The 12,318-nt window shown below is 68.1% G+C and carries 15 protein-coding genes; 13 read left to right on the top strand and 2 right to left on the bottom strand.

Translation table 11 applies throughout. The features are described from left to right. Positions 1-44: 44 nt before the first annotated feature. The 9 genes from hisB to ACMGDH_RS13200 all read left to right on the top strand — a co-directional run bounded on the left by hisB (position 45) and on the right by ACMGDH_RS13200 (position 6,733). Positions 45-632 (top strand): imidazoleglycerol-phosphate dehydratase HisB, encoded by a 588-nt coding sequence (gene hisB / locus ACMGDH_RS13160; RefSeq protein ID WP_436828415.1) that lies wholly within the window; start codon positions 45-47, stop codon positions 630-632. Further along, a complete protein-coding gene (locus ACMGDH_RS13165; protein ID WP_436828416.1) occupies positions 629-901 on the top strand; it encodes a YciI family protein in 273 nt (90 codons plus the stop codon). The genes hisB and ACMGDH_RS13165 overlap by 4 nt, the downstream gene beginning before the upstream one ends. Further along, positions 898-1,500, top strand: a complete 603-nt coding sequence (gene hisH / locus ACMGDH_RS13170; protein WP_436828417.1) for an imidazole glycerol phosphate synthase subunit HisH — start codon at positions 898-900, stop codon at positions 1,498-1,500. Before ACMGDH_RS13165 ends, hisH begins: the two co-directional genes overlap by 4 nt. Then, positions 1,488-2,219 carry a 1-(5-phosphoribosyl)-5-[(5-phosphoribosylamino)methylideneamino]imidazole-4-carboxamide isomerase gene (hisA, locus tag ACMGDH_RS13175; RefSeq protein WP_436828418.1) on the top strand — a complete coding sequence of 244 codons (732 nt, stop codon included), beginning with the start codon at positions 1,488-1,490 and terminating at the stop codon, positions 2,217-2,219. The genes hisH and hisA overlap by 13 nt, the downstream gene beginning before the upstream one ends. Positions 2,220-2,337: 118 nt before the next feature. After that, positions 2,338-3,108, top strand: a complete 771-nt coding sequence (gene hisF / locus ACMGDH_RS13180) for an imidazole glycerol phosphate synthase subunit HisF (RefSeq protein ID WP_436828419.1) — start codon at positions 2,338-2,340, stop codon at positions 3,106-3,108. A gap of 96 nt (positions 3,109-3,204) precedes the next feature. Next, entirely contained in the window at positions 3,205-4,176 is a 972-nt protein-coding gene (locus tag ACMGDH_RS13185) for a L,D-transpeptidase (protein ID WP_436828634.1), read from the top strand. 62 nt (positions 4,177-4,238) lie between these two features. Beyond that, positions 4,239-4,559 carry a phosphoribosyl-ATP diphosphatase gene (locus ACMGDH_RS13190; RefSeq protein WP_436828420.1) on the top strand — a complete coding sequence of 107 codons (321 nt, stop codon included), beginning with the start codon at positions 4,239-4,241 and terminating at the stop codon, positions 4,557-4,559. After that, positions 4,549-4,926, top strand: a complete 378-nt coding sequence (locus ACMGDH_RS13195) for a histidine triad nucleotide-binding protein (RefSeq protein WP_436828421.1) — start codon at positions 4,549-4,551, stop codon at positions 4,924-4,926. Before ACMGDH_RS13190 ends, ACMGDH_RS13195 begins: the two co-directional genes overlap by 11 nt. A gap of 280 nt (positions 4,927-5,206) precedes the next feature. Beyond that, positions 5,207-6,733, top strand: a complete 1,527-nt coding sequence (locus ACMGDH_RS13200) for an amino acid permease (RefSeq protein WP_436828422.1) — start codon at positions 5,207-5,209, stop codon at positions 6,731-6,733. A gap of 73 nt (positions 6,734-6,806) precedes the next feature. On the opposite strand, the gene ACMGDH_RS13205 is transcribed toward ACMGDH_RS13200, so the two are convergent. After that, positions 6,807-7,805 (bottom strand): adenosine kinase, encoded by a 999-nt coding sequence (locus ACMGDH_RS13205; RefSeq protein WP_436828635.1) that lies wholly within the window; start codon positions 7,803-7,805, stop codon positions 6,807-6,809. Between the two features lie 57 nt (positions 7,806-7,862). Here ACMGDH_RS13205 and ACMGDH_RS13210 point away from each other — a divergent pair, with 57 nt between their 5' ends. Then, on the top strand, positions 7,863-8,555 hold the full coding sequence (locus tag ACMGDH_RS13210) for an EI24 domain-containing protein (protein ID WP_436828423.1): 693 nt from the start codon (positions 7,863-7,865) through the stop codon (positions 8,553-8,555). Then, entirely contained in the window at positions 8,552-8,923 is a 372-nt protein-coding gene (locus ACMGDH_RS13215) for a hypothetical protein (protein ID WP_436828424.1), read from the top strand. The genes ACMGDH_RS13210 and ACMGDH_RS13215 overlap by 4 nt, the downstream gene beginning before the upstream one ends. Before the next feature lie 156 nt (positions 8,924-9,079). Here ACMGDH_RS13215 and queG read toward each other — a convergent pair whose 3' ends face one another. Next, a complete protein-coding gene (gene queG, locus ACMGDH_RS13220) occupies positions 9,080-10,135 on the bottom strand; it encodes a tRNA epoxyqueuosine(34) reductase QueG (protein WP_436828425.1) in 1,056 nt (351 codons plus the stop codon). Positions 10,136-10,175: 40 nt separating this feature from the next. Here queG and ACMGDH_RS13225 point away from each other — a divergent pair, with 40 nt between their 5' ends. Continuing rightward, entirely contained in the window at positions 10,176-11,093 is a 918-nt protein-coding gene (locus ACMGDH_RS13225; RefSeq protein ID WP_436828426.1) for an ABC transporter ATP-binding protein, read from the top strand. Then, positions 11,090-12,316, top strand: coding sequence for an ABC transporter permease (locus ACMGDH_RS13230; RefSeq protein WP_436828427.1), 1,227 nt, complete (start codon positions 11,090-11,092; stop codon positions 12,314-12,316). Before ACMGDH_RS13225 ends, ACMGDH_RS13230 begins: the two co-directional genes overlap by 4 nt. The last annotated feature ends 2 nt before the right edge of the window (positions 12,317-12,318 follow it).

The raw sequence follows: 12,318 nt of genomic DNA on the forward strand, positions 1-12,318 counted from the left end.
GGTCAAGATTGCATGGCGCGCCGCCATCGCTATGTGGGGCGGACATGCGCACCGCAACGATCAGCCGCAAGACGAGCGAGACCTCGATCGACGTCACCGTCAACCTCGACGGAACCGGCAGCTATTCGATCTCCACCGGGATCGGATTCTTCGATCACATGCTCGAGCAGCTCTCGCGCCATTCGCTGATCGATCTCGACGTGAAGACGGTGGGCGATCTCCATATCGACCAGCACCACACGGTGGAAGACACCGGGCTGGCGATCGGCGAAGCGGTGGCCAAGGCGCTGGGCGACAAGAAGGGCATCCGCCGCTACGCCGACGCGCTCTCGCCGATGGACGAGACGCTGACCCGAGTCGCCGTCGACATCTCCGGCCGCCCCTTTCTCGTATGGAAGACCGAGTTCAGCCAGAAGCGGCTGGGCGAGATGGATACCGAGATGTTCGAGCACTGGTTCCACAGCTTCGCGCAGACCGCAGGGCTGACGCTCCACGTCGAGACGCTCTACGGCAGCAACAACCACCATATCGCCGAGGCTGCGTTCAAGGGGCTCGCCCGGGCGCTCCGCGAAGCCGTCGAGATCGACCCGCGCAAGGCCGATGCGATCCCGTCGACCAAGGGCGTGCTGTGATCATCGTCCTGCTCCGCTACACCGGTGACGTGGCTCCGCACCGCGACGCGCATGTCGCATGGCTCCGTGAGGCGCTGGCCGCGGGCCGGCTGATCACCGCGGGCCGCCAGCCCGACAGCGGTGGCGTGCTGATCGCACGCGGCGAGCGCGGCGAAGTCGAAGCCTGGGCCGCGCAGGATCCGTATCTGCTGGCCGGCGTGGCGGTAAACGAATTCATCGAGTTCACGCCCAGCATGGCCGCGCCGGGACTGGAGTCGCTGCTGCCGTGAGCGTCGCGCTGATCGATTACGGCGCGGGCAACCTCCATTCGGTCCACAACGCGCTCAAGGCGGCGGGCGCCAGCGGGCTGCTGATCACCGCCGATCCCGATGCCGTGGTGCGCGCCGAGCGGATCGTGCTTCCCGGCGTCGGCGCATTCGGCGCCTGCGCCCGCGGCCTGCGCGCGATCGACGGCATGGTCGAAGCTTTGGAAGCACGCGTGCTCGGCCAGGGCGCGCCGTTCCTCGGCGTTTGCGTGGGCATGCAATTGATGGCCGAACGCGGCGAGGAGCTCGGCGTGCATCAGGGGCTGGGCTGGGTACCCGGAACCGTGCGCCACCTGCGCCCTTCGTCGGAAGTTCGCGTGCCTCACATGGGCTGGAACGACGTGGTCCCGGCGGCCGAGCATCCGCTGATCCGCCCGGGCGAAGCCTATTTCCTCCACAGCTTCGCCTTCGAAGGCGAGAATGTGCTGGCGACCACCGATCATGGCGGCCCCGTCGCCGCCGCGATCGGCCGCGACAACATCGCCGGCGTCCAGTTCCATCCCGAGAAGAGCCAGCGCTACGGCATCGCGCTGCTCGAAAGGTTCCTGAAATGGCGTCCCTGATCGTCTTCCCCGCCATCGATCTCAAGGGCGGCCAGGTCGTGCGCCTTGCCGAAGGCGATATGAACCGCGCCACCGTCTATGGCGACAACCCCGCGGCCCAGGCCGGGATCTTCGCGCAGGCGGGCGCCGAATGGCTCCATGTCGTCGATCTCGACGGCGCCTTTGCCGGCGCGTCGGTCAACGGCGCCGCGGTCGCCTCGATCCTCGAAACCTTTCCCGGCAAGGTCCAGCTCGGCGGCGGCATCCGCAACCGCGAGTCGATCGGTCGCTGGCTCGATCTCGGCGTAGCGCGCGTGGTGATCGGCACCGCCGCGCTCGAGAACTCCGAGCTCGTCCGCGAAGCTGCGCGTGACAATCCCGGCCGGATCGTCGTCGCGGTGGACGCGCGCGACGGCATGGTCGCGACGCGCGGTTGGGCCGATGTGTCGGATGTGCGCGTCGCCGAGCTCGCAAAGCGTTTCGAGGATGCCGGCGTCGCCGCTCTCCTCTTCACCGATGTCGGCCGCGACGGCCTGCTCAAGGGCTGCAACGTCGAAGCGACCGTCGCGCTTGCACGTGAGGTCTCGATCCCCGTGATCGCCAGCGGTGGCGTTACCGACATCACCGACATCCACGCGCTGCGCAGCCGTGTAGCCGACGGCGTGGAAGGCGTGATCACCGGCCGCGCGCTCTACGATGGTCGGCTCGATCTGGCCGAAGCGATCGAGGTCGCGCGATGAGGGGTCGGCGCGCAACTCCCTCTCCCCTCCGGGGAAAGGGCCGGGGAGAGGGGAAGTGCGATGCACTCCCCGCTCCTGCCCCTCTCCCAACCCTCTCCCCAGAGAGGAGAGGGCTTTTATGACCGTCCGCGCGCGCGTCATCCCCTGCCTCGACGTGGCGAACGGCCGCGTGGTGAAGGGTGTCAATTTCGTCGAGCTGCGCGACGCAGGCGATCCGGTCGAGCAGGCCCGCGCCTATGACGCGGCCGGGGCCGACGAGCTGTGCTTCCTCGACATCACCGCCAGCCACGAGGCGCGCGGCACGATCCTCGATGTCGTGCGCCGCACCGCCGAGGTCTGCTTCATGCCCCTCACGGTGGGCGGCGGCGTGCGCAGCGTCGGGGATGCGCGCGCGCTGCTGCTGGCCGGCGCCGACAAGGTCGCGGTCAACTCGGCCGCAGTGTCGCGCCCCGAAGTCGTCGCCGAGATCGCCGACCGGATGGGAAGCCAGTGCGTCGTCGCGTCCGTAGACGCACGGCGCAGCGGCGATCGCTGGGAAGTCTTCACCCACGGCGGCCGGCGCGCCACCGGCATCGACGCCGTCGAGCACGCCCTGCGTCTCGCCGATCTCGGCGCAGGCGAGCTGCTGGTCACGTCGATGGACCGCGACGGCACGCGCGACGGCTACGATCTCGAACTCATCCGCACGATCGCCGATCGCGTGACGGTGCCGGTGGTCGCCAGCGGCGGCGTCGGAAACCTCGGCCATCTGGTCGAGGGAATCCGCGACGGCCATGCCTCGGCCGTGCTCGCCGCATCGATCTTCCACTTCGGCGAAGCGACGATCGCCGACGCCCATGCCGCGCTCGCCGCAGCCGGCATCCCCGTCCGCAGCCCCGCGGCCGCTTAAACCCGCCACCGAATTGCGTTAGGATCGGCCGGCGCCGCATTTCTGCGGCCGGCGAGGAGACGCGTATGAATTGCCTGCCGTAGCAACCTCGCCGCGCTGACGCTCGCCGTCGCGCTGCTCGACGTCCCCGCGCTCGCGCAGGGCGCCAAGGCCAGCTCTCCCGTCGAGCTCGCCCGCAAGGCCGAAGCGCTCAAGCCTGGCGAATGGGTCTGGGCGCCCGAGATCGCACCCGCCGGACCGCTGCTCGTCTATGTCGATCTGTCGACCCAGCGCGCCACCGTCTACCGCAACGGGGTGCGCATCGCGGTCAGCACCGTCTCGTCGGGCAAGCCCGGCCATGCGACCCCCACCGGGGTGTTCACGATCCTGCAGAAGGACGCGCATCACCGCTCGAGCACCTACAACAATGCGCCCATGCCCTTCACCCAGCGGCTGACCTGGGACGGAATCGCGCTCCACGCCGGCGGCCTGCCCGGATATCCCGAGAGCCACGGCTGCGTGCACTTGCCCTACAGCTTCGCCCAGGCGCTGTTCGGCATCACCAGCCTGGGCGTCACCGTGGTCGTGCAGGGCGACGCCGCCGATCACGTCCGAACGTCGAAGACCAGCCTGCTCGCTCCGCTGGACGCAGCGGGGAAGCCCGGCACGCCCCGCCCGCTTCGGGACGAGACCTATCGCTGGACCCCCGAGGCATCGCCGACCGGGCCAGTCACGGTCATCGTCTCCAAGAGCGACCAGCGCATCGTCGTCCTGCGCAACGGTGTGGAGATCGGCCGCAGCGCCGCGGAAATCGCCGACGACGATCCCGGATCGCACGTCATCAGCCTCGCCAAGGGCGCGGACGGCGCGCCGCACTGGGTCTATGTCGGCCTCCCCGGCCACAGCGAGGACGCCGGCCGCCCGGTAGACGAAGCCGTGCTCAACCGCGTGCGCATGCCCCGCGATTTCTACGCGAAGGTGCGCACGGTTCTCACGCCCGGAACCACGGTGCTGGTTACCCAATCCCCGGTCGGCGCGAGCACCGGGCAGAAGATCACGATCCTGGACGCAGTGAATCCCGCGCCCTGACGCTCGCGACCGAAGGCGCCGGAGGATTGACAGCGCGCCCGCGCTCCCGCAGCCGAAGCGCCATGACCGACTCCCTGGACGCGCTCGAACAAGTGATCCGCGAACGCCGCACCGGCGATCCGGCCAGCTCCTATGTCGCCAGGCTGACCGCCAAAGGCCGCGCCAAGATCGCCCAGAAAGTCGGCGAGGAAGCCGTGGAGACCGTGATCGCTGCGATCGCCGACGACAAGGCGGGGCTCGTGAGCGAATCCGCCGATCTGATCTTCCACCTCGCCGTGCTGCTCGCCGACGCCGGCCTCAGCCTCGACGATGTCCGTGCCGAGCTCGCGCGCCGCGAAGGCGTGTCGGGCATTGACGAAAGGGCCAGCCGAAATGCCGATTGACGCCACCCAGCCCTATGACGACCAGAACATCTTCGCGAAGATCCTGCGCGGCGAGATCCCCTCGAAGAAGGTCTATGAGGATGAGTTCGCGCTCGCCTTCCACGACATCAATCCCCAGGCGCCACACCATGTGCTGGTGATCCCCAAGGGCGCTTATGTGAGCTGGGACGATTTCTCGTCGAAGGGGAGCGAGGCGGAAATCGCCGGCTTCGTCCGCGCCGTCGGCCATATCGCGCGCGAGGCCGGGCTGGTCGGCCAAGGCTATCGCCTGCTCGCCAACACCGGCATCGACGCGCATCAGGAAGTGCCCCACCTCCACGTCCACATCTTCGCCGGGCGGCCGCTGGGGCCGATGCTCGCGCGCTGAGCTGAAAGCGACCGGAGGACCTTGCCGCCTAAGGTTTGATCCCCCGGCCGCCCATTTTGCCCGCAAAGGGGAGCAGAGCGGGCATGCCAACTTACCCGGCAACCCGCGCGGGCGCGTGTAAAACAATGTAAATTCGTACCACAGGGCCTCCGCCGCCCTTCGAATGCGTGGGGAGACGCCCCCAACCGCCAGTAAGGGATTGCACGGCTAGCTTTTGCGGCTAGGCTCGCGCCTTTCAAATCGGGGCGGCGCCCACGTGCGCCGCATAGGGGACTAATCAATGATATTCGGGCGCGTAAAGCCACTCGATGCCATCCTCGCCACTGCCGAAAAGAAATCGCTCCACCGCTCGCTGGGAGCTTTCCAGCTCACCATGCTCGGCATCGGCGCGGTGATCGGCACCGGCATCTTCGTTCTCACCGCCGAGGCCGCGCAAAAGGCCGGTCCGGGCATGATGATCTCGTTCATCATCGCGGGCACCGTCTGTGCCTTCGCGGCGCTGTGCTATGCCGAAATGGCGTCGATGGTCCCGGTTTCGGGCTCGGCCTATACTTATAGCTATGCCGTGATGGGCGAGTTGATCGCCTGGATGGTCGGCTGGGCGCTGATCCTCGAATATGCCGTCGCCGCGGGCGCGGTGTCGGTCGGCTGGTCCGGCTATGTCGTGGGGATGATCGAGCATTTCTTCTCGATAGACATTCCCGACACGCTGGTGCTTGGCCCGCTCGACGGGGGCATGATCAACCTTCCCGCGATGTTCATCGCCGGCCTGGTCACCTGGCTGCTCGTGATCGGCACCAAGGAGAGCGCGACCGTCAACGCGATCCTCGTCGCGATCAAGGTCGCCGCGCTCACGCTGTTCATCATTCTCGCCGTTCCGGTGATGAGCATGGAAAACTTCACGCCCTTCTCGCCGCTCGGCTTCGGGGGCATCTCGGCGGCAGCAGCCTCGATCTTCTTCGCCTATGTCGGGTTCGACGCGGTTTCGACTGCGGCGGAGGAAACCAAGAATCCCCAGCGCAACATGCCGATCGGCCTGATCGGCTCGCTGGGCATCTGCACGGTCTTCTACCTGCTCGTCGCCTCCGGGGTGATCGGCACGGTGGGCGCGCAGCCGGTGTTCGGTACCGGCGGCGAAGCGCTCGAGCCCGGCAGCCGCGAGCTTGCCGCCCAGTGCGGCGCGATCGGCGACGCCGCCGTGGTCTGCTCGAAGGAAGCGCTGGCCTGGACGGTGCGCGAGATCGGCTGGCCGCAGATCGGCAACCTGATCGGCCTCGCCGCCGGCCTGGCCCTGCCCTCGGTCATCCTGATGATGATGTTCGGCCAGACCCGCATCTTCTTCGTGATGAGCCGCGACGGTCTGCTTCCGCAGGCATTCTCGAAAATCCATCCGAAGTTCAACACGCCGCACGTGATCACGATCATCACCGGCGTGGCAGTGGCGCTGTTCGCGGCCTTCTTCCCGGTCGGTCAGCTCGCCAACATCTCGAATTCGGGCACGCTCTTCGCCTTCGCCGCGGTGTCGATCGCAGTGATGGTGATCCGTAAGACCGATCCGAGCCGCCGCCGGCCGTTCCGCACGCCTGCGGTGTTCATCACCGCGCCGATCGCGATCCTCGGCTGCCTCTATCTGTTCGTCAGCCTCGACCATAAGAGCATCACGCTCTTCCTGATCTGGGCGGCGATCGGGCTTGCCGTCTACTTCGGCTACAGCCGCTCGCGCAGCCACGTCGGCCGCGGCATCGTCGATGTGCCCGAGCATGAAGCGTATGAGGAGCTCGATCCGCCGGTCCCCGGCACGCACTGAGCCCCACCAGGCACAAAAAAGGGGCCGGAGGAGCGATCCTCCGGCCCCTTTTCTTTTGTCCGGGCCGAGCCGCTCAGCCGAGCCTTTCGGCCGCCAGCTTCTTCAAATCCACTTCGGCGCGCGCGCCGTAATGCTGGATGATCTCCGCCGCGCAGATCGCGCCGAGCCGAAGCGATTCCTCCAGCCCCTTGCCCTGCGCCTGGCCGTGGAGGAAGCCCGCGGCGAACATGTCGCCCGCGCCCGTGGTGTCGACCAGCTTCTCGATCGGCTCGGCGCCGACTTCGACGCGCTCGCTGCCCTGCAGCGCCATCGCGCCCTTCTCGCTGCGCGTCACCACCAGCAGCGGCACCTTGCCGTGGATATGCTCCACCGCCTGCTCGAAGCTCTCATGCGCGCACAGCGCCAGCAGCTCGTTCTCGTTGGCGAACAGGATGTCGATCATCCCCTCGTCGATCAGCTTGCGGAAATCGTCGCCGTGGCGCGAGATGCAGAACACGTCGGACAGCGTGAAAGCCACCTTGCGCCCGTTGGCGCGGGCGATCTCGATCGCCTTGCGCATCGCGGCGCGCGGCTCCTCGGGATCCCACAGATAGCCTTCGAGATAGAGGATCGCGCCGTTGGCGATGATGTTCTCGTCGAGGGCCGAGGCCGGAAGGAACTGCGATGCGCCGAGGAAAGTGTTCATCGTGCGCTGGCCGTCCGGCGTCACGAAGATCAGGCAGCGCGCGGTGGTCGGCTGGCCGCTGCGCACCGGCGTGTCGAAATGCACCCCCGCGGCGCGGATGTCGTGGCCGAAAACCTGGCCGAGCTGGTCGTCGGCGACCTGGCCGATGAAGGCGCACTTGCCGCCCAGGGCTGCGATTCCCGCAACGGTGTTCGCCGCGGAGCCGCCCGAAACCTCGCGGCCCGGACCCATCCGGCCATAGAGCACATCGGCCTCCTCGGGGGAGAACATCAGCTGCATCGATCCCTTGGCGACGCCGATCTCCTCGATGAAGCTGTCTTCGGCCTGGGCAAGGATGTCGACGATCGCATTGCCGATCGCGACCACGTCATAGGTCGGGCTGGTCAAAGTCATGGCTCCAATTGGGTTGCGCGGACGCCCTAGTGGGGGGCAGAGACAAGCGCAATGATCCAGGCATTCCTCCTCTCGCTCGGCCAGCTCACCGATCGGCCGATCGTGACGGTCTTGCTCAAGTCGCTGCTCGTCACCGTGCTGCTGTTCGCCGCGGCGGGCGCAGGGCTGTGGTTCGCGATGGACGCCCTCGCCGAAGCCGCGGGGTCGTGGCTCGGCATCCGCGACGAAGGAAACGTCTTCGCCAGCCTCGCCACGCTCGTACTGCTCGTGCTCGCCTGGTGGCTGCTGTTCCGCGCGATCGCAGTGGCGGTGGTGGGCGTGTTCGCCGACGAAGTGGTCGCCGCGGTGGAAGCCCGCCACTATCCCGCAGCGCATGCCCAGGCGCGCGACGTGCCGTTCGCACGGTCGGCTGCGATGGGAATCCGCTCGGGCCTGCGCACGCTGGGCGTAAACCTGCTGCTGGTGCCGCTCTACCTCGTGCTGCTCGTCACCGGGGTGGGCACCGCGCTCGTCTTCTTCCTGGTCAACAGCTGGCTGCTCGGGCGCGATCTGGGGGACATGGTCGCCGCCCGGCACATGCCCGCCGCCGAGCTGCCGGCATGGCGCCGTCGCACCGCGATGCATCGTTTCGCGCTCGGCGCGATCGGCACCGGCTTGTTCCTGGTGCCCCTGGTAAACCTGGTCGCACCGGTGCTCGGCGCTGCGATGGCGACCCACGCATTCCACCGCGGGAGACAGAGATGAGAACAGCTATTGCAGGCGCGGCGGCGCTGTTGCTCGCCGGATGCGCCAGCAGCGTGGTCCCCGAGGCACGCCCCGCCGCGCGCGTTCCGGTGCCGGCGGCAACGCCCGTTCCGGCATCCGTCGCTGCGATCAAGGGGCTCACTGCACAGCGGCTGATCGGCCAGTTCGGCAAGCCCCAGTTCGACGTTACCGAGGGAGTCGCGCGCAAGCTCCAGTTCGGCGGGCCGATCTGCGTTCTCGACGCCTATCTCTACCCGCCGGAGCGCGGCGAACCCGTGGTCACCCATATCGACACGCGCCAGCGCGACGGCTCGCCGATCGATCCGGCAAGCTGCCTCGCCGCCCTGGCGCGCCGGCCCGCGCCCTGAACCGTTCGTCGCGCCGTACTCAGGGCTTGCAGAATAGGATTTCACCTGCTTGGCTTCGTGGGCGGGCTCGCGCCGCCCGCTCTTTGATATCGCCGGCTCGTGCTCCGCAGAGCGCGAAATAAAATTACGAGATTGCGCGCGTTTCCGAAAAAAGAGTCAAAACTCGCGCCCCGGAAGACGCTCCAGTGCCCATTGCGCCGCCTCGCGCACGGTCTCGTCGGGATCGTCGAGCAGCGCGCGCACCGGCTTCACCAGCGCCGCGCTGCCGCTGTTGCCGGCAGCGATCAGGCAATTGCGCACCATCCGGTCACGGCCGATGCGCTTGATCGGCGATCCCGAGAAGACCTGGCGAAAGCCTGCATCGTCGAGCGCGAGCAGATCGGCGAGCTCGGGCGCCGCCAGTTCGGCGCGCGGCGCGAACGCCATGTTGGCCTGGGCCGCGGCGGCGAACTTGTTCCAGGGGCACACCGCCAGGCAATCGTCGCACCCGTAGATGCGGTTGCCGATCGCTTCGCGGAACTCATGGGGGATCGGCCCCTTGTGCTCGATCGTCAGATACGAGATGCAGCGCCGCGCATCGAGCCGGTAGGGCGCCGGAAAAGCGTCGGTCGGGCACGCCGTCTGGCACGCATCGCAGCTTCCGCAGGTCGAGCGGCCCGGCACGTCGGGCGACAGCTCCAGCGTGGTGTAGATCGCGCCCAGGAACAGCCAGCTCCCGTGCGTGCGGCTGACGAGGTTGGTGTGCTTGCCCTGCCAGCCGAGCCCCGCAGCCTCGGACAGCGGCTTCTCCATCACCGGCGCAGTGTCGACGAAGACCTTCACATCAGCGTCCGGCGCGGCCTCGACCAGCCACCGCGCCAGTTCCTTGAGCTTGCGCTTGATCAGGTCGTGATAGTCGGCGCCCTGGGCATAGACGGAGATCCTCCCGACCTCCTTCTCCTCCGCCATCGCCAGCGGATCGGCGGCAGGCGCATAGCTCATCCCCAGCGCGATCACCGATCGCACTTCGGGCCACAGCGCGGCGGGGCTCTCGCGGTGATGCGCGCGCTCCTCCATCCAGATCATCGATCCGTGGCGCCCCTCGGCCAGCCATTCGCGAAGCCGGGCAGCGGCGGCGGGTGCGGCATCGGCGCGCGCGATCCCGCAGGCGGCGAAACCGATTTCCGCTGCCTTGTCCTTTATCCGCGTCTCCAATGGCTTGCCTTGGATCATCCCCGCCCGCTACCACAAGTCGATCAGGGAGGGCACGGATTTGAGCAGCCAACTGGCGGTCAGCGCCACGAGCCTCGTCAAGCGTTTCGGCGATCGCCGCGCAGTCGATGGGGTGAGCATCGCCGTGCCCCAGGGGCTGATCTACGGCGTGCTGGGGCCCAATGGCGCGGGCAAGACCACCACGCTGCGCATGCTGCTCGGCATCATCGAACCCGACGAAGGCGAGCGGATGCTGCTCGGCCACGATCGTCCGCGTGAGGCCAGCGACCGCGTCGGCTACCTCCCCGAGGAGCGCGGCCTCTATCCCGGGATGAAGGCGAAGGAAGCGATCGCCTTCATGGGCGCGCTGCGCGGGCTGCCTTGGGCCACCGGGCGCAAGCGCGCCGTGGAGTTGCTCGACCAGGCCGGGCTCGGCCATGCCGCCGACGACAAGATCCGCAAGCTCTCCAAGGGCATGGCCCAGCTCGTCCAGCTGCTCGGCGCCGTGGTCCACGAGCCCGACCTGCTCGTGCTCGACGAGCCCTTCTCGGGGCTCGATCCGGTCAACCAGGAGCGGCTCGAGAAGCTGATCCGCACCCAGCGCGACCGCGGCGCGACGATCCTTTTCTCCACCCACGTCATGGCCCACGCCGAGCGGCTGTGCGACCGGCTGTCGATCATCGCCGGCGGCAAGGTGCGCTTCGAAGGCACCGTCGATGACGCCCGCGCCACCCTGCCGCTGCGCGCCCATTACACGCCGCATCACCACACCGAGACCGCCGGTGCGCTGCTCCCGCCGGACGCCGAGCGCGAGAACGGCAGCTGGCGCTTCACCGTGCCGCCGGAGGGGATCGAGGCACTGCTCGTCAAGCTGATCGACGCCGGCTACGGCATTTCGGGCCTCTCGATCGAACGGCCGGGGCTCCACGACGCCTTCGTCAAGATCGTGGGCGAACAGGCGCTGGAGCAGGCGGCATGAATAATTTCGGACGCACGCTGCGCCAGACGCTGACGATCGCCCGCCGCGATTTCGTGGCTACGGTGTTCACGCCCACCTTCCTGCTCTTCCTGCTGGCGCCGGTGTTCATGTTCGGCTTCGCCGCTGTCGGCAGCGTGGGCGCAGTAAGCATGGCCAAGTCCACCGGCGGCAAGGTGCGCATCGTGGCGATCGTCCCCGACGCGGACCGCCAGGCCCTGGCCCGGGCCGACGATGAGCTTCGCCGGCTGTTCCGCCTGGACGAAGCCCCGCCTGCGCTGTTCTTCGAGCGTCCCGGCGACGATCCCGAGCTCCAGGCGCGCGCGCTCTTCGAAAGCGAGGACTTCGACGTGACTGCCGCGCTCTATGGTCCGCTCGACCGGCCCGACATCCTCTATGCGCCGCCCAACCTCCGCCACGCCAACTATCTCGAGCAGCTCGCCGAACAGGCAGGCCGCAGCGCGCGGCTCGGATCCTCCGAGCGGCTGGTGCGCGCCGAGATCCAGTCGGTGCGGCGCGAGGCGATCTCGACCAGCGGGAAGGGCCAGGCCGCCTTTTTCACTGTCTTCGGCCTGTTCCTGCTCAGCCTGATGCTGTCGAGCCAGGTGGTCGGGACGATGGCGGAGGAACGATCGAACAAGGTGATCGAAGTGCTCGCCGCCGCCACGCCGCTCGAGTCGGTATTCCTCGGCAAGCTGGTCGGCATGTTCGGCGTCGCGCTGCTGTTCCTGCTGTTCTGGGGCAGCGTCTTCACCCAGATCGGCCAACTGGTGCCGGCGAACGTCGCCGCCGGCCTGGCCGAGATCGCCCCAGCGACCGGCGCGGCCTTCCCGCTGCTCTTCTTCGCCTATTTCACCATGGCCTATATGCTGCTCGGCGCCGTGTTCCTCGGCATCGGTGCGCAGGCGGCTACCCCGCGCGAGATCCAGATGCTGTCGCTGCCGATCACCATCTTCCAGATGGGCATGCTCGGCCTCGCCATCGCTGCAGCCAGCGCGCCCGAAAGCTGGCTGGCGCGCGTGGCGGAGATCTTCCCGTTCAGCTCGCCCTTCGCAATGGGCGCGCGTGCGGCGAGCGAGCCCGAACTCTGGCCCCATTTCGCCGCCCTCGCCTGGCAGGCCTTGTGGGTCGCGATCACCGTCACCGTCGGCGCGCGGCTGTTCCGCCGCGGCGTGCTCCAGTCGGGCGGCCCCAAATTCCGGTTGAAGGCCATGTTCGGGCGCTGAGG

Source organism: Sphingomonas radicis (assembly GCF_051400635.1).
GTDB lineage: Bacteria > Pseudomonadota > Alphaproteobacteria > Sphingomonadales > Sphingomonadaceae > Sphingomonas.

Bases quoted from the DNA above. Each gene is read 5' to 3' on its own strand.
- hisB (WP_436828415.1), top strand. From the start codon at position 45: ATGCGCACCGCAACGATCAGCCGCAAGACGAGCGAGACCTCGATCGAC.
- hisA (WP_436828418.1), top strand. From the start codon at position 1,488: ATGGCGTCCCTGATCGTCTTCCCCGCCATCGATCTCAAGGGCGGCCAG.
- hisF (WP_436828419.1), top strand. From the start codon at position 2,338: ATGACCGTCCGCGCGCGCGTCATCCCCTGCCTCGACGTGGCGAACGGC.
- ACMGDH_RS13190 (WP_436828420.1), top strand. From the start codon at position 4,239: ATGACCGACTCCCTGGACGCGCTCGAACAAGTGATCCGCGAACGCCGC.
- ACMGDH_RS13195 (WP_436828421.1), top strand. From the start codon at position 4,549: ATGCCGATTGACGCCACCCAGCCCTATGACGACCAGAACATCTTCGCG.
- ACMGDH_RS13200 (WP_436828422.1), top strand. From the start codon at position 5,207: ATGATATTCGGGCGCGTAAAGCCACTCGATGCCATCCTCGCCACTGCC.
- ACMGDH_RS13210 (WP_436828423.1), top strand. From the start codon at position 7,863: ATGATCCAGGCATTCCTCCTCTCGCTCGGCCAGCTCACCGATCGGCCG.
- ACMGDH_RS13215 (WP_436828424.1), top strand. From the start codon at position 8,552: ATGAGAACAGCTATTGCAGGCGCGGCGGCGCTGTTGCTCGCCGGATGC.
- queG (WP_436828425.1), bottom strand. From the start codon at position 10,135: ATGATCCAAGGCAAGCCATTGGAGACGCGGATAAAGGACAAGGCAGCG.
- ACMGDH_RS13230 (WP_436828427.1), top strand. From the start codon at position 11,090: ATGAATAATTTCGGACGCACGCTGCGCCAGACGCTGACGATCGCCCGC.